Annotated in this window: 24 protein-coding genes; 16 read left to right on the top strand and 8 right to left on the bottom strand. The window is 66.1% G+C overall.

The window, feature by feature from the left end:
• The first annotated feature begins 86 nt into the window (after positions 1-86).
• The 8 genes from JAB8_RS16660 (at position 87) to JAB8_RS16625 (ending at position 8,029) form a co-directional block, all read left to right on the top strand.
• Positions 87-1,124 carry an ATP-grasp domain-containing protein gene (locus tag JAB8_RS16660; protein WP_070290656.1) on the top strand — a complete coding sequence of 346 codons (1,038 nt, stop codon included), beginning with the start codon at positions 87-89 and terminating at the stop codon, positions 1,122-1,124.
• On the top strand, positions 1,121-2,278 hold the full coding sequence (locus JAB8_RS16655; RefSeq protein WP_070290655.1) for a phosphoribosyltransferase domain-containing protein: 1,158 nt from the start codon (positions 1,121-1,123) through the stop codon (positions 2,276-2,278). Before JAB8_RS16660 ends, JAB8_RS16655 begins: the two co-directional genes overlap by 4 nt.
• A complete protein-coding gene (locus tag JAB8_RS16650) occupies positions 2,256-3,008 on the top strand; it encodes an HAD family hydrolase (protein ID WP_070290654.1) in 753 nt (250 codons plus the stop codon). Before JAB8_RS16655 ends, JAB8_RS16650 begins: the two co-directional genes overlap by 23 nt.
• Complete coding sequence (locus tag JAB8_RS16645; protein WP_070290653.1) at positions 3,005-4,111, top strand: cysteine protease StiP family protein; 1,107 nt, start codon at positions 3,005-3,007, stop codon at positions 4,109-4,111. Before JAB8_RS16650 ends, JAB8_RS16645 begins: the two co-directional genes overlap by 4 nt.
• Positions 4,104-5,090, top strand: a complete 987-nt coding sequence (locus tag JAB8_RS16640) for an HpcH/HpaI aldolase/citrate lyase family protein (protein WP_070290652.1) — start codon at positions 4,104-4,106, stop codon at positions 5,088-5,090. The genes JAB8_RS16645 and JAB8_RS16640 overlap by 8 nt, the downstream gene beginning before the upstream one ends.
• On the top strand, positions 5,087-6,325 hold the full coding sequence (locus JAB8_RS16635; RefSeq protein WP_070290651.1) for a TerD family protein: 1,239 nt from the start codon (positions 5,087-5,089) through the stop codon (positions 6,323-6,325). The genes JAB8_RS16640 and JAB8_RS16635 overlap by 4 nt, the downstream gene beginning before the upstream one ends.
• Before the next feature lie 126 nt (positions 6,326-6,451).
• Entirely contained in the window at positions 6,452-6,826 is a 375-nt protein-coding gene (locus JAB8_RS16630) for a hypothetical protein (protein WP_070224711.1), read from the top strand.
• 249 nt (positions 6,827-7,075) lie between these two features.
• The gene (locus JAB8_RS16625) at positions 7,076-8,029 is read left to right on the top strand and encodes a hypothetical protein (RefSeq protein ID WP_070290650.1); all 954 of its coding nucleotides are present in this window, start codon (positions 7,076-7,078) and stop codon (positions 8,027-8,029) included.
• Between the two features lie 83 nt (positions 8,030-8,112).
• Here JAB8_RS16625 and JAB8_RS16620 read toward each other — a convergent pair whose 3' ends face one another.
• Positions 8,113-10,554: a hypothetical protein gene (locus tag JAB8_RS16620; RefSeq protein WP_070290649.1), complete on the bottom strand. Its 2,442-nt coding sequence runs from the start codon at positions 10,552-10,554 to the stop codon at positions 8,113-8,115.
• Positions 10,555-10,678: 124 nt separating this feature from the next.
• The gene (locus tag JAB8_RS16615; RefSeq protein ID WP_139143072.1) at positions 10,679-11,692 is read right to left on the bottom strand and encodes a serine/threonine protein kinase; all 1,014 of its coding nucleotides are present in this window, start codon (positions 11,690-11,692) and stop codon (positions 10,679-10,681) included.
• 103 nt (positions 11,693-11,795) lie between these two features.
• On the opposite strand from JAB8_RS16615, the gene JAB8_RS16610 reads away from it, so the two are divergent.
• The 6 genes from JAB8_RS16610 to JAB8_RS16585 all read left to right on the top strand — a co-directional run bounded on the left by JAB8_RS16610 (position 11,796) and on the right by JAB8_RS16585 (position 18,108).
• The gene (locus tag JAB8_RS16610) at positions 11,796-12,494 is read left to right on the top strand and encodes a UPF0149 family protein (protein ID WP_070220116.1); all 699 of its coding nucleotides are present in this window, start codon (positions 11,796-11,798) and stop codon (positions 12,492-12,494) included.
• A 77-nt stretch (positions 12,495-12,571) separates the two neighbouring features.
• Positions 12,572-13,489 carry a LysR family transcriptional regulator gene (locus JAB8_RS16605; protein ID WP_070290648.1) on the top strand — a complete coding sequence of 306 codons (918 nt, stop codon included), beginning with the start codon at positions 12,572-12,574 and terminating at the stop codon, positions 13,487-13,489.
• A 116-nt stretch (positions 13,490-13,605) separates the two neighbouring features.
• The gene (locus JAB8_RS16600) at positions 13,606-15,144 is read left to right on the top strand and encodes an MFS transporter (RefSeq protein ID WP_254679529.1); all 1,539 of its coding nucleotides are present in this window, start codon (positions 13,606-13,608) and stop codon (positions 15,142-15,144) included.
• Between the two features lie 26 nt (positions 15,145-15,170).
• Positions 15,171-16,241 (top strand): HlyD family secretion protein, encoded by a 1,071-nt coding sequence (locus JAB8_RS16595; RefSeq protein WP_070290646.1) that lies wholly within the window; start codon positions 15,171-15,173, stop codon positions 16,239-16,241.
• Positions 16,238-17,677, top strand: coding sequence for an efflux transporter outer membrane subunit (locus JAB8_RS16590; protein WP_070290645.1), 1,440 nt, complete (start codon positions 16,238-16,240; stop codon positions 17,675-17,677). Before JAB8_RS16595 ends, JAB8_RS16590 begins: the two co-directional genes overlap by 4 nt.
• Positions 17,674-18,108, top strand: coding sequence for a hypothetical protein (locus JAB8_RS16585; RefSeq protein ID WP_070290644.1), 435 nt, complete (start codon positions 17,674-17,676; stop codon positions 18,106-18,108). The genes JAB8_RS16590 and JAB8_RS16585 overlap by 4 nt, the downstream gene beginning before the upstream one ends.
• Positions 18,109-18,129: 21 nt before the next feature.
• Here JAB8_RS16585 and JAB8_RS16580 read toward each other — a convergent pair whose 3' ends face one another.
• From JAB8_RS16580 to JAB8_RS16560, 5 genes are all read right to left on the bottom strand, one after another.
• Positions 18,130-18,918 (bottom strand): ATP-binding cassette domain-containing protein, encoded by a 789-nt coding sequence (locus JAB8_RS16580; RefSeq protein ID WP_083287768.1) that lies wholly within the window; start codon positions 18,916-18,918, stop codon positions 18,130-18,132.
• A gap of 10 nt (positions 18,919-18,928) precedes the next feature.
• Positions 18,929-19,981, bottom strand: coding sequence for an iron ABC transporter permease (locus tag JAB8_RS16575; protein WP_070290642.1), 1,053 nt, complete (start codon positions 19,979-19,981; stop codon positions 18,929-18,931).
• Positions 19,978-20,904, bottom strand: coding sequence for a helical backbone metal receptor (locus JAB8_RS16570; protein WP_070290641.1), 927 nt, complete (start codon positions 20,902-20,904; stop codon positions 19,978-19,980). The genes JAB8_RS16575 and JAB8_RS16570 overlap by 4 nt, the downstream gene beginning before the upstream one ends.
• Entirely contained in the window at positions 20,892-21,986 is a 1,095-nt protein-coding gene (locus JAB8_RS16565; protein ID WP_254679528.1) for a ChuX/HutX family heme-like substrate-binding protein, read from the bottom strand. The genes JAB8_RS16570 and JAB8_RS16565 overlap by 13 nt, the downstream gene beginning before the upstream one ends.
• Positions 21,987-22,180: 194 nt before the next feature.
• Positions 22,181-23,080: a DMT family transporter gene (locus JAB8_RS16560; protein WP_070290640.1), complete on the bottom strand. Its 900-nt coding sequence runs from the start codon at positions 23,078-23,080 to the stop codon at positions 22,181-22,183.
• 229 nt (positions 23,081-23,309) lie between these two features.
• Here JAB8_RS16560 and gcvA point away from each other — a divergent pair, with 229 nt between their 5' ends.
• Positions 23,310-24,254 carry a transcriptional regulator GcvA gene (gene gcvA / locus JAB8_RS16555; RefSeq protein ID WP_070220093.1) on the top strand — a complete coding sequence of 315 codons (945 nt, stop codon included), beginning with the start codon at positions 23,310-23,312 and terminating at the stop codon, positions 24,252-24,254.
• Positions 24,251-24,613, top strand: coding sequence for a hypothetical protein (locus JAB8_RS16550; protein WP_070290639.1), 363 nt, complete (start codon positions 24,251-24,253; stop codon positions 24,611-24,613). The genes gcvA and JAB8_RS16550 overlap by 4 nt, the downstream gene beginning before the upstream one ends.
• A 143-nt stretch (positions 24,614-24,756) precedes the next feature.
• Here the strand turns inward: JAB8_RS16550 and orn are convergent, their stop codons facing one another.
• Complete coding sequence (gene orn / locus JAB8_RS16545; RefSeq protein WP_170846480.1) at positions 24,757-25,353, bottom strand: oligoribonuclease; 597 nt, start codon at positions 25,351-25,353, stop codon at positions 24,757-24,759.
• Positions 25,354-25,367 lie beyond the last annotated feature (14 nt).

Here is a 25,367-nt window from a genome sequence, read left to right as displayed (position 1 = left end):
TCTAAGGCCATGTTAAGTTTTTCTAGCTACACTGCCCGCGCGCGCACCTGCGCGCGGCTTCTCCTATTTCCACCCGGTCCCCGTACATGCAAAGAGTCTGGTTCAACAAAACATTTTCCTCGGTCGGCACGGCGATGCGCCTGATCCGCGAAGCCGATATGGCCGCCACCAGTGGCGCGCCCCGCTATCACATCGTATGCAGCAATACGAACGCCCATGCGGCCGCCTTTTTGTCGGCGCACGAATACGCGGTCGAACCGTCGGGCCTGACGGGCCACAACTATGTCGAGTGGTGCCTGGAATTTTGCCGCGACCGGGGCATCACGATTTTCTGGCCCGGCAAGGAAGCGGGCCTGATCGGCAGCGCCAGCGCGCGCTTCGCCGCCATCGGCACGCGCGTGCTCAGCGTGGCCAGCGAAGACACCCTGACCCTGATGCATGACAAGGCGCGCTTCTGCGAGGGCCTCGACCTGCCCATGGCGCGCCCGGCCGACTACCGCGCCGTCACCACCATTGAAGAATACGACGCCGCCTACGCCGAACTGCGCCCCCGCTACCCTAAGCTGTGCATCAAACCGTCCGAATCCGTGTATGCCCTGGGCTTTGCCATACTCGATGAAGAACGCACCAGCGCCCAGCTGCTGCTGGCCGGCGCCGCCTACCAGATCAATGCGCAGGAGCTGCGCGCCGGCCTGGCGCAGATGGGTACATTTAAAACCCTGCTGCTGATGGAATACCTCGACGGCCACGAATACAGCGCCGACTGCGTCGCCGACCAGGGCACGCTCATTTGCGCCGTGCCGCGCAAGAAGCTGCATGGGGGCGGCAGCGGCCAGCTGATCGAACTGCGCGCCGACCTGCTGGCGGCCTGCGACAAACTGGCGCGCGACTACCGGCTCAATGGCGTGTTCAACATCCAGTTCCGCGAAGGGGCGAACGGCCTGGCGCTGCTGGAGATCAATCCGCGCATGTCGGGCGGCATCGGCATGGCGTGCGCGGCCGGCCCCAACCTGCCCTACCTGGCGCTGGCCGGCTTCGACCAGGGCTTCGACAAGCTCACCGTGCCCGCCATCCGCGATGGCATGCGCGTGGGTGAAGCCGCCTATGCCGTGGAGCTGCCATGAACCTCGTCAAGCAGCAAATGCCCACGGGCGAGCTGACCCTGAAAGTGGACGAGGCGCGCTTTCCGCTGGACTGGCTGATCGGCTTTGCCGCGCGCGCCAACGCCAAGCGGGGCTTTTTGTTCCTCTCGAAGGTGCTGGGCAAGCACTGGCCCGTCACGCCGCGCGCCATGCAAGCCATCCACGACGACCTGGCCGCGCAGATTCCCCCCAGCCTGCCCGGTCCCGTCGTCTTCATCGCCATGGCGGAAACGGCCGTCGGCCTGGGCCAGGGCGTGTTCGAGGCCTGGCTGCGCGCCAACCCGAATGGAAAAGCGCTGTTTTTGCACAGCTCGCGCTACCGCGTCGGCACGGTGCCCTTCTTCGAATTCGAGGAATCGCACAGCCACGCGCCGCGCCAGTTTTTGCATTTGTCGGACGCGGCCAGCGCCCTGTTTTCCAAGGCCCGCAGCCTGGTGCTGATCGACGATGAAGCGTCGACCGGCAACACCTTCGCCAACCTGGTGCAAGTGTGCCGCGCGCGCTATCCGCAGCTGGAAAAGCTGCACCTGGGCGTGATCACCAATTTCATGGGCCAGGCCGCCAACGCGGGCTTGAGTGAGCGTTTCGGCCTGCCCACGACCATCGGCGCGGCGCTCTCCGGCCACTACGCCTTCCAGGCCGGCGCCGCGCCCGCTCCCGTGGCGGCCAGCGCGCAGCGCTTCGAGGCGAACGAAGAACGGGGCGCCAGCCCCGCCTTTGGCCGCATCGGCGTGGGACGCGCCCTGGCGCCGCCGCAAGGCCTGGCCGTGCAGCTGGCGCAGGAAATCGGCGCCGGCGACTCCGTGCTGGTGCTGGGCACGGGCGAATTCATGCACCCGTCGTTTTTGCTGGCGCGCGAATTGGAAAGCCTGGGCAAGAACGTCGTGGTGCAGTCGACCACGCGCTCGCCCATTTTGTCGTGGGGCTCCGTCAGCCATATCGTCCGCTGCGACGACAATTACGGCGAAGGCATCGCCAATTACCTGTACAACGTGGCGCCGGGCCAGTACCAGCACGTATTCATCTGCCATGAAACCCCGGCCAGCCCCGCCCTCATGCAACTCGCCGGCCAGTTGAACGGCCGGCTGTTCCACTTTCAGTCAGAGACCAAAATTGAAGAAATTCCTGTTTGTTGATCTGGACGACACACTGTTCCAGACCCCGAAAAAATGCCCTGGCGAGACCGATTTGCAAGCGGCCGCCTATCTGAAAAATGGCGACGCCTGCTCGTTTACGACGGCGCGCCAGCGCGCCTTCTTTGAATTCGCGCAAAGCGGCATGACATTGATCCCCGCCACGGCGAGAAATGGCGATGCATTCCGCCGCGTCGACCTGCCGTTTACCAGCTACAGCGTGCTCGATTACGGCGGCATCGTGCTGCAGCCGGGCGGCGCGCTCGACGCTGGCTGGCTGTCCCTGATGCAGAACGACATGCAGACGGCCTTGCCAGGCCTGCGGGACGCCATGCGCATCATCGACGATTTCCAGGCCAGGACGGGCATGCCTTCGCGCGCGCGCCTGATCGAAGACTACAACACGCCGTTCTACATCGTCGTCAAGGACCATGAAGCGCGCGGCGAGCGCCTGGCCGACATCGAAGAGCAGGTGCTGCAGCAGTGGATCGCAACCGAAGGTTCGGACTACTTCATCCACCGCAACGGCAACAACCTGGCCGTGCTGCCGAAGACCTTGAACAAGGCGCGCGCCGTGGCTTACCTGCGCGCGGAACTCGAAGCCGAACACGGCCCCATCGTCAGCTTCGGCATGGGCGACAGCCGTTCGGACGCCCGCTTCATGGCCGCCTGCGACTACGCCATCATTCCCAACGGCACCCAGCTGGCGGCACTCACGGTGGCGGCGCTATGAGCGACAGCACGCAGCATTTCAGCGGCAGCTACCGCCAGGAAGATGTGGAGTTTCTGTTGACGCCGATGGCGCTCGAACCCATCCTCGACCTGGCCGAAAAAGAGCGCTTGATCCAGTCGGGCCAGCGCCACTACAGCGAGATGCTGTCGCCGGAGTCCCTGCCCTCGCCCGCCTACCTGGCCCTGTTCCAGAACGCGTTCGCGGCCAACCGCCTGCAGATGGCACGCGACTGCCTGCGCCTGGCCGCCCTGATCGCGGCGCGCCGCACTGGCCCCATCACGCTCGTGTCGCTGGCGCGCGCCGGCACGCCCGTGGGCGTCATCCTCGGGCACTTGCTGCGCCAGGTCTTCCAGCGCGAGTGCAGCCATTATTCCGTCTCCATCATCCGCGACCGCGGCATCGACGCGAACGCCCTGCAGCACATCCTGGCTCAGGGCCATGGCGACGCTTCCCTCGTCTTCGTCGACGGCTGGACGGGCAAGGGCGTGATTTCGCGCGAGCTGCGCCAGACGGTCCACGATTTCAACGCGGCCAATGGCACGGCGATCGATGGCGGCCTGTTCGTGTTGTCCGACCTGGCCGGCACGGCCGCCTGCGCCGCCTCGGCCAGCGACTATTTGATCCCGTCGAGCATCTTGAACGCCACCGTTTCGGGCCTGGTCAGCCGCTCCGTGCTCAATGAAGCCATCGGTCCGGACGACTTCCACGGCTGCGTGTACTACGCGCAGTTCGAGCAGCACGACCAGTCGCGCGCTTTCGCCGACGGTCTGGTGGCCGATGCCATGGCGATTGCCGCCAGCAGCGGCATCCCGCTGGCCGAAGCGAGCGATGCGCCAGCCATGGCGGCCCGCTCGCAAGCCTACATGGCGGCAGCGCAGCAGGAATACGGCATCAGCGACATCAACCTGATCAAGCCAGGCATCGGCGAAGCGACGCGCGTGCTGCTGCGCCGCGTGCCCGAGCGCCTGATCGTGCGCGACACGAATGCGCCGGACGTGGCACATTTGCTGCTTCTGGCGCAGGAAAAAGCCATACCCGTCATAGTAGAACCGGCGCTGCCTTACCAGGCGGTCGCCCTTATCAGGAGCGCAGTCGATGGATAACAACTCCCTACACCCGCAAAGCGAACATAAAGCGGCGCTGGGCGCCTCCATGTACGTGCCGACCACGCACAAGGACTTGCTGGCGATCGCCAATGGCGACAAATTCAGCCATTTGCGCTCGGTCATCCTTTGCACCGAAGACGCCATCGCCGAACGCGACCTCAGTTACGCGCTGTTCAACCTGTCGCTGGCGCTGCAAAACATGGCCGACGAATCGGACACCTTGCGCTTCGTGCGCGTGCGCAATCTCGAGGTGCTGACGCGCGTGCTGGCCATGCCGGGCGCCGACAAATTGAGCGGCTTCGTGCTGCCGAAATCTACGCGCCACAATTTCGCCACGTATTTCGACCTCGTGCGCCACACGCATCATTTGCTGATGCCGACCCTGGAAACGGCGGAAGTGTTCGACGACGAGGAAATGAAGCAGTTCCGCCTCATCCTGTCGGCGCCGGAAGTGCGGCGCCGCATCCTGGCCCTGCGCATCGGCGGCAACGATTTATTGGCCCTGCTGGGCCTGCGCCGCCCCACCAGCGGCACCATCTACCAGACGCCGCTGGGCCAGGTCATCGGCCGCCTGGTCACCATCTTCAAGCCGCACGGCTTCCAGCTGACGGCGCCCGTCTTCGAGCACCTGTCGCAGGGCAGCTGGCTCGATGCCGAAGTGGCGCAGGACATGGCGCACGGCATGATCGCCAAGACGGCCATCCACCCGGACCAGGTGCCGCAGATCGAGCGCCACTACCAGGTGGCGCAGTCGGACATCGAACTGGCGCTGCGCATCATCGACCCGGACAGCCCGGCCGTGTTCCGCATGCAGGAATCGATGTGCGAAGTGGCCACGCACAGCAGCTGGGCCCTGCGCATCATCGAGCAGGCGCGCCTGTTCGGCATCCGCCATGCGGCCGACAACGCCGCCGCGCACCTGCCGACTATCTCATTGACTCAACTCTCAAGCGACGAAGGGATTGCACGACCATGACCAATTTCACACGCGGACAAAAAGGCAAACTGGCTGACCTGGGCTTGAATGGCCCGTTTGCCGTCACGCTCGATATCGTTTCGGGCTCGATGGAAGTGGACGTCAGCTGCTTCGGCGTCGATGCGGCCGGCAAGCTGTCGGACGACCGCTACATGGTGTTCTACAACCAGAAAAGCGCGCCGGACAACGCCGTCACGGTGGAGCTGAACGGTCCCCGCTCCACCTTCCAGGTCGACCTTTCCCGCCTGCCCGCCTCGATCGACAAGCTGGTCTTCACGGCCGCGACGGAACAGGGCAGCATGCGCGCGCTGGGCAACTCCAGCATGGCACTGGGCCAGGCCGCCACGTTTGCCTTCACGGGCAATGACTTCCAGGATGAGAAAGCCGTCATTATCGGCGAACTGTATCGCCGCGACGGCAGCTGGCGCTTCGGCGCCGTGGGCCAGGGTTTCGCGGGCGGCCTGGCGGCGCTGCTGAAGCACTTCGGCGGCAGCGAAGCGGCGCAATCCTCTCCGGCCCCGGCTCCCGTGCCTGCGCCGGCGGCCCCGCCAGCGGCGAATAAAATCTCGCTCTCAAAAATTCGCCTGGAAAAGCGCGGCGACAAGATTTCGCTCGACAAGCGCGACAGCGGCGGCTATGGCCGCATCCGGGTCAATCTGAACTGGAACCAGAACGCGTCGCAAGGCCAGGCGCCCGCCTCAAAACTGGATACGGGCTTCCTCGGCAAGCTGTTCAACAAGCCGGCCGCCCGTTCGGGCGGCATCGACCTCGATATCGGCTGCCTGTTCGAGATGAGCAATGGCAGCAAGAGCGCCGTGCAGGCGCTGGGCAACAGCTGGGGCGCGTATGACAGGCCACCGTACATCCACCTGGAAGGCGACGACCGCACGGGCAGCGTCAGCAGCGGTGAAAACATCTTCATCAACGGCACCCATTTCGACCAGATCAAGCGCGTGCTCGTGTACGCCTTCATCTACGAAGGCGTGCCGAACTGGGCCGCAACGGATGGCGTCGTGACGATCGAGATTCCCGGCCAGCCGACCGTGGAAGTGCGCCTCGACACAGACAGCCCGCACGCCATGTGCGCCATCGCCATGCTGGAAAACCACGGCGGCAACCTGCAGGTGACAAAATTGGTGGAATACTTCGGCGGCCAAGGTAAAATCACGGCGCACCAGGCCATGGACGAGCGATACAATTTTGGCCTCAACTGGAAAGCCGGCCGCAAAGACTGAGGAAACGCTTAAAAAAGTCCATGGCGGCGTTGCATTGCCTTGCCGTACTAGTCGTACTGTCTTCGGCAATGCGCCTTGCCCTGAACATTTTTAAGCATCCCCATTTTTTACCTAGATAACCCTACCATGACCCCTACGACCAAAAAAGTCACCTTCGCCTTCGCCATCTTCCTCGTAGCCGGCTTCCTGCTGCTGGCGGCCTACACGTGGATGGCCCTCAGCTTCTCGTACTCGGAAGGCGAACGGGCGGGTTACCTGCAAAAGTTTTCCAAGCGGGGCTGGATTTGCAAGACCTGGGAGGGTGAATTGCTGCTGACGGCGCTGCCGGGCACCATCCCGGAAAAATTCCAGTTCAGCGTGCGCGACGAGGAAGTGGCGAAGCAGCTGTCGGCCGCCGCCGGCAAGCGCATCCTCGTCACCTACAGCCAGCACAAGGGCGTGCCCACGCAATGCTTCGGCGAGACGGAATATTTTGCCGATAAAGTCGTCCTGAGTCAGTAATACCGACAGCAATACCACCGCAAGTCCAGCAACTTCAGCAGCATCGCGCCGGCCAGCCATACTCGCGCCGGCGCCCCTCCCCGCTCTCCAGCCGCATGGCGCGCCTCACACATTCTCACTTTCTTATACACTCGCAATTAGTTCTGACTGGAACTGTTCATTGCTGTAGTAAAAACACACAATGCTTGCGCTAGCGCAACACGTCCAGCCAGCCCACCATTAGCGTGTATCACCACTATCGGAAATACCATGCGCATATGCCCCGCCGCCCTGGCCTTGCTGGCCGCCTCGCTCGCCCCGTCCGCCCAGGCACAGGATATCTCCGGCATGGCCGGCGCCCTGAAAGTGAACTCGACCAACGAGCATACCTTTGTCGCAGCCATCAGCTACATCCAGCCGGTGGGCGACTACAGCGCCGTCAGCCTGTCGTACATCAATGAAGGCCACCCGCAAGACCATCACCGCGACGGCATGGCGGGCCAGGTCTGGCTGCGCACGAAAAAAGTGGAGCAGGGCCTGATGCTGGGCGCCGGCGCGGGCCGCTACTTTTTCTTCGACACGGCCAAGACCGACGACGGCCTACACAACTTCGACAATGACCACGGCTGGGGCTCCATCGTCAGCCTGCAGGCGCGCTGGCAGTTCGACAACCGCTGGTATGCGCAAGCGCAGCTCAACCGCATCCGGCCCAGCGGCAAGGACAACACCACGCACCTGCTGATCGGCGCCGGCTACCGCTATGACGGCGTGCCGGGTGCCAAGCTGCACTTGCAGAACTGGGCGCACGACGACACCTTGACCTTATCGACCGGCCACACCATCGTCAACAGCTTGCGCTCGGAGTCCTCGCGCCCGTTCGCCCTCGAATACCGGCGCGCGGCAGGAAAATACTTGGACTGGACGGTCACCGCCCTCGACGAAGGCAACACCGACCTGGCGCACCGGCGCGGTATCGCCGCCCAGCTGTGGCTGATCCGCTCACTGAATGAAAAGGTGGAATTCGGCATGGGCGGCGGGCCCTACGTGGCGTGGGACGGCCGCGACACCCAGGGCCACAGCACGCGCCTGACGGGCTTGCTGTCGGCCGTGGCCCGCTACCACGTCGACCGCCGCTGGGTGACGCACGTGGCGTGGAACCGGGTCATCTCCGATTATCACCGCGATGCGGATGTCATTTTGGTGGGAGTAGGACGGAAGTTCTGATGGAAAAACAGATGCAACCCAAACCCGGGACTGGGGTCGGACCCTGAGGGTCCGACCCCGGCTGTTATCGGGTTTTCAGGCTCTCAGCGCGAACGCCAGACGGCGCCAGCGTCGTTAGGCTGCGTCAGCCGCTCGATCACTTCGCGCGTCAGACTGGCCGAGCTCACCTGTTCGGCTTTCGCGCGGGCGGCGGTCAATGAACTGGAAAACGCGCTTTGCGGCTGCTCCAGGCTGGCGCGCAGGGCCGCCAGTTCGCGCTCCTGCTGCTGCGCGCGCTCCGTATCCCGTTCCAGCAACTGCTGCTTGGCCTCGGCCATCGCGCGCGTCGTCTCGGCCGCCTTGCGCTGCAGGGCGGCATGGGCCTGGGCGCTGGCCAGCAAGGCTTGCTGCGCGTCGAGTTTCTCGCTGGCGGCCTGCTGCGCCGCCAGTTCCAGCTGCTCGCGCTGGCGCACGGCTTCCAGCGTTTGCTGTTCCATGGCGGCGCGCGCTTCGGCTGCCGCCGTCGCCTGTTTTTCCGCTTCCAGGCGGCCGGCGATCGCTTGCGAGGCACGCTCTTCGGCGCTGCTGGTCTGGCGCTGCTGCACCAGTTTTTGCGCGATCAGCGCCAGCGACTCGCGTTCGGCCGCGACGAAATCGCGCTCGGACGCCAGCAGCGCTTCGGCAGCTTGCGCCTTGTCTTCCTCCACGCGGGCGCGCTCGCTATGCACTTGTCCCAGTTCCACGGCCAGGCGCGCCTGCGCCTGCACGGCTTGCGCGGCAGCGGCCTTTTTTTCGCCCTCGACCAGCGCCTGGTCCATCAAAATGCGGATGGCATCGGCTTCCTTTTGCGCCGCCTCCCGCAAAGCCTGTTCGGCCGCCTGCTGGCCGCGCAGCAGTTCCGCTTGTGCGCCTTCGGCGACGATGCGCTCCTGCGCCGCGTGGCACGCCAGCGCTTCCGCTTCCAGTTTTTCTTTCAAGGCGGCGATGGCGGCCTGTTCGGCGGCCAGGCGCTCCTGCTCCGCCTGCAGCAGCTGCGCTGCCTGGCGCGCTTTTTCCTGCACCAGCTGCGCTGCCTGCTCCTGCGCGGCCAGTGTCGCCTTGCCGGCATCGACTTCGGCCTGCTCGGCGTCGTTCTGGCTGGCGGCCAGTTCCGCCGCCTGGCGCGCCAGTTCGGCGCGTTCCTGCGCCAGACTGGCGGCGCGCTGCTGCTCTTCCAGTTCGCGGGCCGCTGCCGCAGCGGCAGCCTGCTCGGCCGCTTCGCGGGCCTTGGTTTCTTCGAGGGCCGCCGTTTCCGCTTCCAGCTTGGCGTGGCCGGCGATTTCCGCATCCTGTTCGGCGGTCACGCGGGCCAGGGCCACGGCGCGCAGCTGGCGGTCCACCTCGATGCGCGCCTCGGTGGCGGCCAGGATGCGCACGTCGGCATCGCGGCGCGCCTGCGCGCTGGCCACGGCGACCATTTCCAGGCGCTCGCGGTGGATGGCCGCGTCGCGCAATTCCTTTTCCGTCTGCAGGCGCAAACGCAGCGACTGCGCCGCATGGCGTTCCGATTCGGCCTGCGCCAGCGCGATGGCTTCGCGTTCCTGCTCCAGGTGCGCCAGCGCGCGCGCTTCTTCCAGGGCGCGCACTTCGGCGGCGGCGCGGTTGAAGGCCGATTCCAGCGCGATCTGGTCGGCGCGCTCGCGCTGCACCGTCAGATCCAGCGCTTCGCTTTCCGCTTCGGCCAGCATCTGCGCCGTCTGGCGCGCGCCGTGCGCATGGCGCTCGCGTTCGCGGGCCAGCACGGCGACACGGGCGTCGGCCGAGGCGATGCCCACCATTTCCTCCTTGGCCGCGTGCACGGCGGCCACGCGCTCGACGGCCTGCAAGCGCGCCTGCTCCGTCTGCACCTGCAATTCCTCGGCGGCGCGGGCTGCCTGCTCTGCCAGTTCCGACTGCACCGCCACCTGTTCGCTGGCACGCAAGCGGCTTTCCTGCTCGGCGCGGGCGCGCTGTTCCGCGGCCAGGCGGATTTCATTGTCGGACTCCACGCGGGCGCGCAGTTCGGCCGTCTCCTGCTTGACGGCTTCCAGGCGGGCCACGCTGGCTTGCGCGGCAGCGCGCATGGTTTCCAGGCGTTCGCGGTTGGCGGCGATCGCTTCCTCGGCTGCCTGCGCATTTTGCTGCGCGGCGGCGGCGGCGGCCGCGTCGATGGCGGCGCGGTCCTCGGCCAGTGAGCGCACGCGCGCCTCGGCCAGGGCCCGGCTTTCGGCGGCGCAGGTGGCCTTCGCTTCCGCTTCCACGCGGGCAATCGCCTCGTGGATGGCCTTCAGTTCCATTTTCTGGCGTTCGGCGGCGGGCGCCTTGGTATCGGTTTCCGCTGCCGGCTCGGCTTGCGGCTCGGGCATAGGAGTGGCAGGAGCGGCTGGAACCGGCGCTGGCGCTTCCGCCTTGCGCTCCAGGTCCTTGAAATCATGCAGCGAAACGATGCTGTCCTGGTCGAACTCGTCGTCGGCGGAATACGCGACGGTGAGGGAGGCGGCCTGGCGCTGATTTTGCTGTGCTTGCATGATTTCTCGCTTATTCGGGTGAATTCCGTTGCTTATGGGAATTTATTACCACCATTATCGAACAGGCATGCACAAATCAGCGCGGCAAGAAGAGCCGCTTTTACCTTTCTTTTCGCTATTTAACTCAAATGGGCCACAAAGGCGCCTCGTCCATCAGCGCCACCTGCTCCCTGAGTTCAAGGATGCGGTCCTGCCAGTAGCGCTGCGTGTTGAACCACGGGAAGGCGACGGGGAAGGCGGGATCGTCCCAGCGGCGCGCCAGCCAGGCCGAATAATGGATCAGGCGCAGGGTGCGCAGCGCTTCGACCAGGTACAGCTGGCGCGGGTCGAAATCGCAGAAATCTTCGTAGCCGGCCAGGATGTCGCTCATCTGGCGCACCTGGTCGCCGCGCTCGCCCGACAGCATCATCCACAGGTCCTGGATGGCCGGACCCATGCGGCTGTCGTCGAAATCGACGAAATGGGGGCCGGCGTCCGTCCACAGCACGTTGCCGCCATGGCAATCGCCATGCGTGCGCAGCACGGCCACGTCGCCCGCGCGGTCATAGCAGCGCTTGACGCCGTCGAGCGCCTGCTGCGCCACGCTGGAATACGCGGCCAGCAGCTCGGGCGGCAGGAAGTTACCCTCCAGCAAGAACTCGCGCGGTTCGACGCCAAACGTCTGGTGATCGAGCGCCGGGCGTTCCTTGTACGTGGACAGCGCGCCGACGGCGTGGATGCGGCCAATGAAGCGCCCTATCCATTCCAGGGTCGCCGGGTCGTCCAGCTCGGGCGCGCGGCCGCCGTGGCGGGGAAAGACGGCAAAGCGGAAGCCCTGGTACTGGTGCAGGGTGCTGCCGTTGATCGCCAGCGCCGGCACCACCTGGATTTCGCGCTCGACCAGCTCGGACACGAACGCGTGTTCTTCCAGGATGGCTGCATCGCTCCAGCGCTCAGGGCGGTAAAACTTGGCCACCAGGGGCGCGCTGTCTTCGATGCCCACCTGGTAGACGCGGTTTTCATAGCTGTTCAGCGCCAGCAGGCGGCCATCGCCGCGCAAGCCCACGCTGTCGAGGGCGTCGAGCACGCAATCGGGGCTCAGGGCGGAAAAGGGATGGACGGGCCGGTCGTCCTCGTGCGGCTGGTTTTCATTGTGCATGAGCGACATTGTAAGGCGCGCGCGGGCCGCCGGTGCAAACACTTCGGTGATGAAGCGCCGCAAGGCGTATACTGGCGCCTTACATTTCATCAAAGAGCAAGCCATGTCACTCGAACAGCCATTATCAGAAAAAGAATTTGACGAATTAGACCAATTCCTGTTGTCGGACCGGTGCTCCGAAGACGCCATGACCATGGATATGCTGCACGGCTATCTGACGGCCGTCGCCATCGGTCCGGAACCGATCATGCCGGCCGAGTGGTTGCCGCGCGTGTGGGGCGAAGATGCCGAGGATGCGCCGAAATTCAAGAACAGCAAGGAAGAAGAGCGCATCGTCAACCTGATCATGCGCTTCATGAACGAAGTGCTGGTGACGTTTGAAGTGGCACCCAAGGAATTCGAAGCCCTGTTCGTCGAACACGACTACGAAGGCCAGACCCTGATCGACGCCGAAGCGTGGTGCTGGGGCTTCTGGGACGGCATGGAACTGCGTCCAGGCTCGTGGAACGAAATCTGGGATTCCGAAGTGGCCGCGCTGATGCAGCCGATCTACCTGCTGGGCGCCGACGAAATCAAGGAAGAAGAGCTGAAACTGGTGGAAGACCCGGTCAAGGCGCACAAGCTGGCGCAGGAACTGGAAGCGAACCTGCCGGCCATCCACCGTTTCTGGGTGCCGCGCCGCAAGGCACCGGTGCAAACCCTGAAGCGCGAAGAGCCGAAAGTGGGCCGCAACGACGACTGCCCTTGCGGCAGCGGCAAGAAGTACAAGAAATGCTGCGGCGCCGAGCCGGCAGCCGAGTAATACCGCAATAGCATCCCCTCTGCGCCGGCGTCCTGCCGGCGCAGCGCTGGCGCTGGCCCCCGGGCTATAATCGCCGCATGAAACTCCCAGACCTGAATCTGCTAGTCGCCCTCGACATCCTGCTCGAGGAAGGCAGCGCCGTGGCCGCCGCGCGGCGCATGAATCTGAGCGCGCCGGCCATGAGCCGCACCCTGGCGCGCATCCGCGACGCCATCGGCGACCCCGTCTTCGTGCGCTCCGGGCGCGGCCTGGCGCCCACCCCGCGCGCGCTGGAATTGCGCGAGCAGGTGCGCGGCGTGGTGGAGCAGGCGCACGCCGTCTTCACGTCCGGCCGTGAAATCGACCTGCGCACCCTGGAACGCACCTTCAGCCTGTGCGCCAACGACGTGTTCGTCGGCGCCTACGGCGGCAAGCTGCGCGACCTGCTGGCCAGCCATGCGCCGAACACGGTGCTGCGCTTCGTGCCCGAAGGCGATGGCGCCACGGAAAACGACGCCCTGCACGCGGGCCGCATCGACCTGTACATCAGCGCGCGACGCGCCTTTGCGCCCGACATCAAGCTGCAGCAGCTGTTTAGCAGCGGCTTTGTCGGCATCGCCCGCAGCGACCATCCGATCTTCGACGGCCCCATGAACCTGGACAGCTTCACCGAGTACGAACATATCAGCGTGTCGCGACGCGGCCTGGCGCGCGGCCCGTTCGACACGGCCCTGGCCGAGCGGGGCTACATGCGCCGCGTTTCGCTGATCACGCCCAATTTTCAGTCCGCCATCTTCGCCGTGGCCGATTCGCGCCTGCTGCTGCCGCTGATGCCCACGCCCCTGCTGCCCATCGTCGAGCGCCTGGGATTGAAGCTGCGCACCTTCGCGCTGCCCATTCCCGTCGACAACGTCGACGTGTTCCAGGCCTGGCATCCGCGCCTCGACCACGACCACGCACACCGCTGGCTGCGCGCGACGATCAAGTCGCTGTGCGGCAGCGCGCCGGGCGCGTAGGCGCTGAACCCAATATCATTGCGCCAGACGCAATCGAGACTTCATCAATTATCAATTTTCACAAGATTAACGGCTACCTATACTGCGTGGACTGATTCTCATCCACGGAGTTCCCTGTGTCCGCTGTATTACTTCCTGGCGCCATCCCGACGATGGCGCCGCCTCCCCCTTCACCGCCGGCGCCACCCGTCTTTGGTCCGCGCCTGGCCACCGGCCTGGCCGGCGTGCTGCTGGCCGTGCTGGTATCGGGCCTGAATGAAAACATCACCAAGGTCGCGCTGGCCGACATCCGCGGCGCCATGGGCATCGCGCGCGACGACGCCAGCTGGCTCGTGGCCCTGTATGCGGCCGCCTCGGTGTCGGCCATGGCGTTCGCGCCGTGGTGCTCCGTCACCTTCTCGCTGCGCCGCCTGACGGCCGCCGCCATCGTCGTCTGCATGGCCGCCGGCGTGCTTTGCCCGTTCGCGCCGAACCTGTCCGTGCTGATGTTCCTGCGCGTGGTGCAGGGCGCGGCCGGCGGCGCCTTGCCGCCCATGCTGATGACGGTGGCGCTGCGCTTCCTGCCGCCGAACATCAAGCTGTATGGCCTGGGCGGCTACGCGCTGAGCGCCACCTTCGGTCCCAGCCTGGGCACGCCGCTGGCCGCCTTCTGGACCGAGTACCTGGGCTGGCAATGGGCGTTCTGGCAAGTCATCCCGGGCAGCATCGTCGCCCTCTTGATGGTGTCGTGGGGCTTGCCGCAAGACCCGCTGCGCCTCGAGCGTTTCCGTCAATTCGACTGGCGCGGCCTGCTGCTGGGTCTGCCCGCCATCAGCATGCTGGTGGTGGGCTTGCTGCAGGGCGAGCGTCTGGCGTGGTTCGCCTCGCCGCTGATCTGCGTGCTGCTGGGTGGCGGTCTATTGCTGTTGGTGCTGTTCTTTGTCAATGAGTGGTCGCATCCGCTGCCGTTCTTCAAGCTGCAGCTGCTGTCGCGGCGTAACCTCAGCCACGCCCTGCTGACCCTGGGCGGCGTGCTGTTCGTGCTGCTGGCCGTGATCCTGATTCCCTCGTCCTACCTGGCGCAGGTGCACGCCTACCGTCCGCTGCAAACGGCGCCCGTGATGCTGATGGTGGCGCTGCCGCAGCTGGTCGCCCTGCCGCTGGTGGCCGCCCTGTGCAATATCCGCGCCGTCGACTGCCGCTGGGTGCTGGCCATCGGCCTGGCCCTGCTGGCCCTGTCCTGCGTGCTGGGTGCGCGCATGTCGCCGGACTGGATACGCACGCACTTCTACCTGCTGCAGGCGGTGCAGATCTTCGCGCAACCGATGGCCGTGATTCCCTTGCTGCTGCTGGCCACCACGGGCCTGGCGCCGCAGGATGGCCCCTTCGCCTCGGCCTGGTTCAACACCATCAAGGGCATGTCGGCCGTCGTCGCCACCGGCGTGCTCGACGCGCTGATCACGCGCCGCAACCATTTTCATTCGACGGTGCTCAGCGAGCGCCTGGGCAACCTGCCTGGCGTCGTGGACGTGCCGGGCCTGGCGCAGCGCATGCATGCGCAAGTCGTCACCCTGACCTCGTCCGATCTGTACCTGTGCGTGGCGGCCATCGCGCTGGCCATGATTGTGATCATTCCCATCCTGCCGACGCGCGTCTATCCGCCGCGCGCAGCCTGACTTTTATTTCAAGAAAGAGCATCCCCATGCAAACAACCATACTGCGCTCACGCGCATTTCTTCTCGGCCTGGTCCTGCTGGCCTGCGCCCTGGCCTTTTGCGCCTGGCAACTGCTGTTCGCCCGCGGCGACGAACAAGGCACCGACGACGCCTTCGTCAGCGCCGACTACACCGTGCTCTCCCCCAAGGTGGGCGGCATCGTGCGGGAAGTGCTGGTGGAAGACAACCAGACTGTCAAGGCGGGTCAGCTGCTGGCGCGCATCGACGACCGCGACTACCAGGCCGGCGCCGCCTCGGCCCGCGCCGAGGTCGCCGGCGCCGAAGCGCAGCTGGCCAATGCCCGCGCCACCTTGCAGCGCCAGCAATCGGTGATCGAGCAAGCCACGACCCTGGTCGACGCCAACCAGGCGGAAGACAAGCTGGCGCAACAGGAACTGGCCCGCTCAACGCACCTGGCAGGCCAGGGCGCGGGCAGCGTGCAGAACGCGCAGCAGGCGCAATCGCGCTTCGACGTGAGCCGGGCGCGCCTGGCGCAAAACCGCGCCGCCCTCGTCGCCACCCGCAAGCAGACGGACATTTTACAGGCGCAGCAAGGTGCGGCCGAAGCGGCCCTGCTGCGCGCCCGCGCCAGCCTGCAGCGGGCCGAACTTGATTTGTCGCATACGCAGCTGCGCGCCCCCATCGACGGCATCGTGGGACGCCGCGCCGTGCGCGTCGGCGCCCTGGTGGCGCCCGGCGCCAGCCTGATGGCCGTGGTGCCCCTGAACCGCAGCTTCGTCATCGCCAACCTGCAGGAAACCCAGCTCACGCACGTGCGCCAGGGCCAGCGCGCCAGCATCGCCGTCGACGCCTATCCGGGCATGCTCCTGCGCGGCACGGTGCACAGCATCGCGCCCGCCACGGGCGTGACGTTTGCCGCCATCGCACCGGAAAACGCCACCGGCAACTTCACCAAGGTGGTGCAGCGCATCCCCGTCAGGATCGCGCTCGATCCGGGCCAGGATGACGGCAGCCGCCTGCGCGTGGGCATGTCGGCCGAAGTGCGCATCGATACGGCCCCCCGCCGTCAACTGCTGCAACAGGTGAGCGCGCGATGAAAGCACTGATCATTTTCACGGCCCTGGGCCTGGCCGGCTGCGCCAGCGTGGGCAGCGACTTCCAGCCTCCGCACCACGAGCTGGGGCAGCAATGGCGCCAGGCGCAGGATGCCCGTTTCGCCGCCCAGCAGGACGCCGCCATCGAGCAACGCTGGTGGGACGGCTTCGGCGATGCCACCCTGTCTTCCCTGCTGCAGCGCGCCGCCGGCGCCAACCTCGACGTGCTGGCGGCTGGCAGCCGGCTGGAACAAAGCCGCGCCGCGCGCGGCGTGGCGGGCGCCGCGCAAGGCCCGTCCCTGGGCGCAAATGGCAGCTACGGCCGCGCGCGCAACAGCGAGCAGGGTTTGAGCGACCCGTCGCGCAACAACGGCCAGTCAGCCTACAACCTGTGGCAAGGCAACCTCGACGCCGCCTGGGAGCTGGACCTGTGGGGCCGCGTGCGCCGTGAAGTGGAAGCGGCTGACGCGCGCGTCGACGTGGCGCTGGAAACGCAGCGCGGCGTGCTGCTGGCCGTGCTGGCCGAGACGGCGCGCGACTACATCGAGCTGCGCGGCGCGCAGCAGACGCTGGCCATCACGCAACAGCTGCTCGATATCGCCCGCCATACCCTGGACCTGACCCGCATCCGCCTGCGCGAAGGCGTGGCGACGCAACTCGACGAAGCCGAGGCGGCGGCCCACGTGGCCGCCATCGAAGCACGCCTGCCGCCGCTGCAGCAGCGCGAAGCGCGCCTGGGCAACGCCCTCGCCCTCTTGCTGGCGCTGCCGCCGCAAGCCTTGCAGGCGGAACTGGCGGCGGGCAAGGACATTCCGGCCGTGGCCATGCAGGTGCAACTGGGCGTGCCGAGCGGCCTGGCCGAGCGGCGTCCCGACATCCGCCGTGCCGAAGCGCAGCTGCACGCGGCCACGGCCGCCATCGGCGTAGCGCAAGGCGATTTTTATCCGCGCATCACGCTGTCGGGCAGCATCGGCCTGCAAGCGATGCAGCTGTCCGACATCGGCTGGGACGCCAAACGCTTTGCCTTCGGCCCCGGTTTCAGCGTGCCCCTGTTCGATGGCGGTCGCCTGCGCGGCAAACTGCAATTGCGCGAGGCGCAGCAGCAGGAAGCGGCCATCGCCTACCGCCAGACGGTGCTGGCCGCCTGGCACGAAGTGGAAGACGCGCTCTCTGGCTACCAGGCCAACGCCCGCCGCCAGGCCAGCCTCGATGAAGCCGTCAGGCAGGGACGGCGGGCGCTGGGCAGCGCGGAACTGCGGTACCGCCAGGGCGGCACGGACTTGATCAACGTGCTGCACGTGCAAAACACCTTATTGAACAACGAAGCGGCGCTGGTCGACAGCCGCGCCACCGCCTCGCTGTCGCTGGTCCAGGTCTACAAGGCGCTGGGCGGCGGCTGGCAAGCATTTTCAACCACCTCGCAAGGAAGCACGCCATGAAACCGAATCCCGCCCATTTCTCCATCCACGACGTCAGCGACTTTCCCATCGTGCGCTTTCGCCCTGAAACGGCCGTCGACGGCTATGCCCCGCTGTGGGAAAACGACATGGACGCCCTGCTGCGCCATGGCGAGCCGTTCGTCCTGCTGTTTGAAGCGGAGCGCAGCGATGAAGCGCACATCGACCGCAAGCGGCGCGGCCTGTGGCTCAAGCATAACAAGGTGGCGCTGGCCGCCCTTTGCCGCGGCCTCGTATCGGTCGAGGCGGACGCGCAGCAGCGCGCGCGTCTGCAGGCGCTGGCGGCCGGCGCCATGAAAGCGTTCGGCATCGTGCAGGAGGTGACGGCCACGCGCGAACAGGCCGATGCCCTGATGGTCTGGCTGCTGGGCAGCGGCCAGATGGCGCGGCCGCGCGCGGCGGACGTCTGGTGAACGAGTAAATAAATGTGCCGGTCAGGCGGCCCTGCGTATGGCGCTTCTGGCGGGGATGACGCACACGTCGCCGTCGCTGCTGGTCGCCGTCGTCAGGGCGATGCCGTACAGCGCGGCCAGCGCGGGCACGGCGCCGGCATCGCTGGCGATATCCGCCACCAGCTGGCCCGAACGCACCAGCAGCAAGCGCTCGAAGCCCAGCAAGGCGTGGTTGATGTCGTGCAGGATGGCGACGACGGCGTGGCCGCGCGCGGCGCAAAACTGCCGCAGGCTGTCGAGCAAATCGAATTGCAGGCCGGGATCGAGCGCCGCCAGCGGTTCGTCGACGAGTATCAAGCCATCCTGCACATCCCACATCTGCGCGAAGATGCGCGCCAGCTGCACCCTGGCCTGCTCGCCGCCGGACAGGGTGTCGAGGCGCCGCCCCAGCAGATGCGCGGCGTGCGCCAGGGCGGCCGCGTCCTGCACGATCCGTCCCAGCTGCGGGTCGGCCAGGCGCGCCACCCGCCCCAGGCCGATCACCAGTTCGCACGGCAAGCCGAAAGCCACGGTCGAACCTTGCGGCAGGACGGCGCGGCGCAGCGCCAGTTCCGCCAGCGGCCACTGCGCCAGCGGCCGGCCGGCGAAGACCACCTGGCCCGACTGCGGATGCAGTTCACGCGCCATCAGTTTCAACAGGGTCGACTTGCCCGCGCCGCTGGGGCCGAGGAGGGCGACGCGCTCGCCGGGTGCCACCCGCACATTGAAGGGGCCGAAATACTGCTGACCCAGTTGTGTCGTGGCGAAGGCGAGTTCCAATAAAGGCATCATGCGCATCCTTTCAGGCGGTGCCGTGGCGGAAGCGCCGCAACAGCATCAGGAAAAATGGCCCGCCCAGCAAGGCCGTGAAAATGCCGACGGGGACTTCCGCGGGAATGGCGACCGTGCGCGCCAGGGTGTCGGCCAACAGCAGCAGCAAGGCGCCCATCAGCATCGCCAGCGGCAGCACCTTGCGCTGGTCGGCGCCCAGCCAGGTGCGCACCAGGTGCGGCGCGATCAGGCCAATGAAGCCGATGCCGCCGCACCAGGCGACGGCAAACCCGGTCAGCACGGCCACCAGCACGATCACCTGCGTGCGCAGGCGGCCCACGTCGACGCCCACGTGCAGCGCCTGCGCCTCGCCCAGCGCCAGCGCGTTCAGGGAACGCATCAGGAAGCGCGTGGCCCACAGCGCGCCCGCCAGCACCAGCAGCAGGGCAGCCACCTGGCGCCAGCTGCCGGCCGACAGCGAGCCTAACGTCCAGAAAGTCAGGGTGCGCAATTGATCGTCGCTGGCCAGGTAGATGCACAGGCCCATGACGGCCACCGTGATGGCGTTCAGCGCCACGCCCGTCAGCAGCAGGCCGACGATGGAACCGGGCGTGGCCCAGCGGGCGACCCGGTCGAGCAGCACGCAAATGAGCATGGCGCCGGCAAACGCGGCGGCCGGCAGCAGCCACACGCGCAGCTCGGGCGCCACGTGCAGGCTGGCCGTGAAAACGATGGTGGCCGCGCCCGCGCAGGCGGCGCCGCTGCTCACGCCCAGCAGGCCCGGATCGGCCAGCGGATTGCGGAACAGCCCTTGCGTCAGGCCGCCGGCCAGCGCCAGCGCGGCGCCGATCAGGATGGCGAACAGGGCGCGCGGCAAACGGATATGCCACAGCACGTACGCGCCGCCGGACAGCGCCTCGTCGCCCGCTTGAAACGGCGCCAGCCAGTCGGCCAGGGTCACGGGCACGGCGCCCGCCTGCACGGCGACGAGCAGGCCGCCAGCCAGTGCGGCGGCGAGCAGCCCGCCGGCGCCCCAGCGTGGCCAGCGCCAGGGCGCGGCGGAGACCAGGGAGGCCACGTTCATGCGGCCATGGCTTTGGCGAAAGCGGCGTCGAGTTCCGCCAGCGCCTGCGGCATGCGCGGGCCAAAGCCCAGCAGCAGCATGGCTTCCTGCGAGACGATGCGGTGCTTGCGCCCGGCCGGCGTCTGCGCCAGGCCTGGCAGTTTCAGGATGCCGTCCACGCCGCCCGAAGCTTTCAAGCCCTGGTCCGTGACGAGCACGATGTCGGGCCGCGCGGCGATCACGGCTTCAGGCGTGAGCGGTTTGTAGCTGGCGAATCCGCCCTGCCCGCCCATCACGTTGACGGCGCCCGCATACGCGAGCATGGCGTCAGCGCCCGTCTCGCGCCCGCCCACCATCACCTGGTTCGGCGCATGGGCGAGGATGAACAGCACGCGCACGGGCGCATGCTGGCGCTGCTGCACCTTGGCCAGGGCGCCGCTCCACTGCTGCTGCAGGCTTTGCGCCAGGCGCGCGGCGGGCTCGGGGCGGCCCGTAATCCGGCCCACCTGTTTTACCCGTTCGAGCAAGCCTTCGAATTGGTTGTTCGCGCTGAGCACCGCCACCGGCACGCCCGCCTCGCGCACCTGGCGCAGCACCGCTTGCGGCCCCGCTTCCTCGGTGGCGATCAGCTGCGTGGGCGCCAGCGACAGCACGCCTTCGGCCGACAAGCTGCGCGCATAGCCGACCTGCGGCAGCTGCTGCGCCACGGCCGGATACAGCGACGTCGTATCGACGCCCACCAGTTCGCCCTGCGCCTCGAGCGCGTAGACGATTTCCGTCAGCGCGCCGCCCACGCTGACGATGCGCCGCGCCTTGGCCAGCGGCTTGCCCGCGTCGGTCACTGCCGCCAGCACCTGCATCGGCGCGGCCAGGGCCAATGCTCCCGCCCCCATTTTTTTCAGCGCGATGCGGCGCGCCACGCTGGCGGCGATCATGCGGCGCATAGTTCGCCCTCCCGCGCCACCCTGTCGACGATATGGCGCCATTCGCACAATTCATGCACGCCCGGCTTGCGTTCGCCGAAGAACATGACGATGGTGTCGCCCTTCGCATCGAACAGTTCCACGGACGTCACCAGGCCGTCGACGGTCGGCTTTTTCACCACCCAGGCGCTGGCGATATGGTCTTCGCGCAAATGCAGGTTGAAGCGCTGGTCGAGGACATTGATCCACGGCCCCATCACGGCGATTTTGTGCACGGGGCCCGAATGGATCTGGATCATGCCCGCATTGCCGACGAAGGCCATGATGGACACCTTTTCCAGCGCGGCATCGTTGAGCAGGTCGAGCACGCAGGATTTGTCGATCTGCTGCACGAAGCGCGCTTCGGCCAGGCGCAGGCCCTGCAGGCGCGAGACCGCATATTTTTTCAGCACGGTGAAAAATTCATGCGTGTCGCGCAAGTCGGCCCAGGCGGCGCGAAAGCCGGCCACGTCGATCTGCGCATCGGGCAGTTCCGCCGGCGCCGGCGGCGGCGCCGTCACGGCGATGCCGGCCGCCTGGTCCGCATCGGCAAAGCGCGTCACCAGCGCGTCGTAGGCGGCCAGGTCGCTTTGCGGCTTGAGGAAAATCTTGTGCACGGCGTGGCCGGCCGCATCGAAAAATTGCAGGCTGCGCTGCACCTCGTGCTCGCCCAGCTCGCGAACGGCAAAGCCATGCGCCCACTGGCGGTAAAACACGCGCAGGTCGATGTCGCCACCGAGCACCAGGCCCACATGGTTGTTGTGACTGGCTTTTCGGTAGACGCCCGTCTTTTCATGCACGCACGAGGCGTTGCGCGTCAGCGCCATGACTTCGCCCAGCGGCTCCAGCGCGGCGATGATGGCGGGCCAGTCGGCCTGCAGGCGCTCGGCGCCCAGCAAGGCGCCATCGGCCAGCGACAGGCCCGCATGCGCAGCGATCAGCTCGCCTTCGGCTATGCCCAGTTCCTCGGCGATGTCGCGGTGGCGGGCCTTCTTTTCGCGGCGCAGGCGGGCAAATTCACTGGTGACCAGCTCGATATTGCAAATGGGGAACGTGCTCGACACGGTGTCTCCTTTCAAGGCGAACACTGGCTGGCATGGGCTGGCTGGTGGTGGGGAAATTGACGTTAATTATAAATGAGAATCATTCGCAATCAAGTCTTATTTATGTGCGCATAAAAAAAGCGCCGCGACAGGAAACCCGTCGCGGCGCCAAAGGAGACCGATCGAGACAACCGATCAGTTCGGGAAAAACAGGATCAGGCGCTGGCCTGCACGCCCGGCATGGCCGCTGCCTTGGGCGCGGGCCGCTGCGCCAGCAAGACCACGGCGGCCAGCACCATGGCGCCGCCCAGCAACTGCGTGCCGCTGACGGATTCCTTCAGCAAGGTCACGCCGAACGCCATCGTGATGACGGGTTCAAACGTCGAAATGATGGACGCCTTGGCCGCGCCGATCTGCGCCACGCCGGCAAAGAAGGCGGCGATCGCGATGGCCGTCGAGAACAGGGCGATGGCGCTGACGGCCAGCCAGCCCGTCGCCGTGCCCGGCAAGGACACACCTTGCCACAAGGCAATCGCACTGTTCGACAGGCCCGCCGTGCCCAGAATCACGACGCAAGCGGCCAATGGGTGAATATTCTCGCGGCTTTTCGACAGGCTGTTGCCAAACAGGATGTACACGGCGTACACGCCGGCCGCCATCAAGGCCAGGGCGATGCCGATGGGCTGGCCCTGCAGCTTGCCGCCCAGGGTGATGGCCATGCCGGCAATGGCCAGCGCCATCAGCACCAGCATGCGCCGGTCCAGCTTTTCCCAGCCCAGGGCCAGAGCGAGGATGGTGACCAGAACGGGATACACGTACAGCAGCATGCCGCACAGGCCGCTGCTGGCATACATGAGGGCATTGAAATAGCCTTGCGACTGGGCCGTGTACATCAGGCCCATCAGCATGTAGCCGGCCAGCAGGCGGCCGCGCGGCAAGCGCCAGCCACCGAGCCACACGAGCGGCAGCAACAACATGGCGGCGATGACGAAACGCAAGGCCAGCATGGTCGACGGGTTGACCCCGGACGCATAGGCCGCCTTGGCAAACACTGCGGAACTGCCGAAACCGGCGGCCGACAGCAACACCAGCGCAACGGCGCGGCGATCAGACATGACTAACCTCTTTGAGTACACCTGGGCAAACCTGCTGCGTATCGCGGCGGTTTCCCCAGGCGTTGTAAATATAAATGCCAAGCAAGGCTGGGGATGATTCATGCGTGAATCCTATTGCGGGTCAATTCACGCAGTGACGGCATCATATTCGCTTGCGCAAAATGAAACAAACCAATATTCTTCACGGATAGGCCGAATATTACTGAGGCTCAATTCTATTAAGAACGCCATGTCACGTCCCTTGCCACCGCTCGCCGCCCTGCACGCCTTCGAGGCGGCCGCCCGCCATGAAGGTTTCCAGCGCGCGGGCGAAGAATTGCACGTCTCGGCCGGCGCCATCGGCCACCACGTCAAACAGCTGGAAGCGTGGCTCGGCATCGTGCTGTTCCAGCGTCTGCCGCGCGGCGTGGTGCTCACCAGCGCCGGCCAGCGCTATGCGGCTTCGCTGGGGCCGATACTCAACCAGCTGGCCGACGTCTCCGAACAGGCGCGGCGCCAGGGCGACGACAAGGTCGTCACGGTGACGGCCACCAGCTCGCTCGTCTCGCGCTGGCTGATGCCGCGCCTGGGCCGGCTGCGCGACCGCTACCCGCAGATCGAACTGCGCGTGCTGGCGTCCATGCACCCGGTCGACCTGGCGCGCGATGGCGTGGACGTGGCCATCCGCCTGGGACCAGGCCGCTATCCGGGCCTCAAAGTGGATCTATTGATGGAAGAATGGTTTTCCGCCGTCTGCAGCCCCGGTTTCCGCGCCAACGCGGCCAGCCTGCGCCAGCCGGCCGACCTGCTGCGCTATCCGCTGCTGCACGACGAGCCGGAAGTGCACCTGCCCGGCGAAATCGACTGGACGCGCTGGCTGCACAGCTGCGGCGTGCATTACAGCGGCAATAGCGGCAACAGCGGCGCGCGCTTTTCACACACGTATTTATGCCTGGACGCAGCCGCCAGCGGCCAGGGCGTGGCCATTGCCGCCAGTCCCCTGATCGGCGACGACCTGCGCTCGGGCCGCCTGGTGCGCGTGTTCGAACACGCCGTGCGCGGCCCCCACTGCTATTATCTGCTGCGTTCGCCCCAGGCGGAAACGCGGCCCCTCGTGCACGCGTTTTGCGAATGGCTGATCGCCGAAGCGCGCGCCGACCAGGAAACCGTCTGGCCCACCGTGGAGACAGCATGACGACACACGAACTGGCGCGCAGCGCCGACTATATTGTCCAGCACGAATACGAACATGCCAGGGTGACGGCCGCCGATGGGCGTCACGCCAGCCTGGGCGAATTCTATGGCGACCCGGCCGTGGCCTTGATCGATGACCATGAGCAATGGTGCGCCGTGGCGGGCGAAGGATTGGTGATTTGCCGGCTGGAACAGGGGTTCGGCCAGTGCGCGGAATACTACCGCCAGCCTGGCGAAGTGCGCTGGATTACGGACTTGCGGCAAACGGGAGCGTTTGCGCTGGAGTGGCGGGGTGAGGATGGGGTTTGGCACAGCCTTGCCTTTGAGGCGGCTGTGTCGGCTTACGCGCCAAGGCGCTAACCCGACCTACGCCAGAGGTTGCAATGCCCCGTAGGTCGGCTTAGCGCACAGCGCGTAAGCCGACAACACCCGGAAAGCAACCGGAGAAACCGATCAGAGCAGGTAGGTCGGCTTAGCGCGCAGCGCCTAAGCCGACAACCCCATTACAATTTAATGAAATGCTCGCGGTAGTACTTCAATTCTTCGATCGACTCGAGGATATCGGCCAGCGCCGTGTGCTTCTGGTGTTTCTTGAAACCGGTGGCGATTTCCGGCTTCCAGCGCTTGCACAGCTCTTTCAATGTCGATACGTCAACATTGCGATAGTGGAAGAATGCTTCCAGCTTCGGCATGCCGCGCACCATGAAGCGGCGGTCCTGGCCGATGGTGTTGCCGCACATGGGCGACTTGCCAGCAGGCACGTATTTCTTCAGGAACGCGATCAGCTCCGCTTCCGCCTGCGCTTCCGTCACGGTCGACGCCTTGACCTTGTCGATCAGGCCCGAGCGGCCGTGCGTGCCCTTGTTCCAGGCGTCCATCTTGTTCAGGGTTTCATCCGACTGGTGAATCACGAACACGGGGCCTTCGGCCAGCAGGTTCAAGTGCATGTCCGTCACCACCACCGCCACCTCGATGATGCGGTCGGTATCAGGCTCCAGGCCCGTCATTTCCATGTCGACCCAGACCAGGTTCATCTCGTTGGGACGTGCTGGCACGGCGGGTGCGGGGGTGGATGCGGTTAAGTCGGTCGCTTGTGACATAATTCTCTCTTGGC

Source organism: Janthinobacterium sp. HH106, from assembly GCF_001758725.1.
Taxonomy (GTDB): Bacteria; Pseudomonadota; Gammaproteobacteria; order Burkholderiales; family Burkholderiaceae_D; genus Janthinobacterium.
Note: the sequence above shows the minus strand (reverse complement) of the source record. Positions and strands in the feature narration are given on the sequence as shown.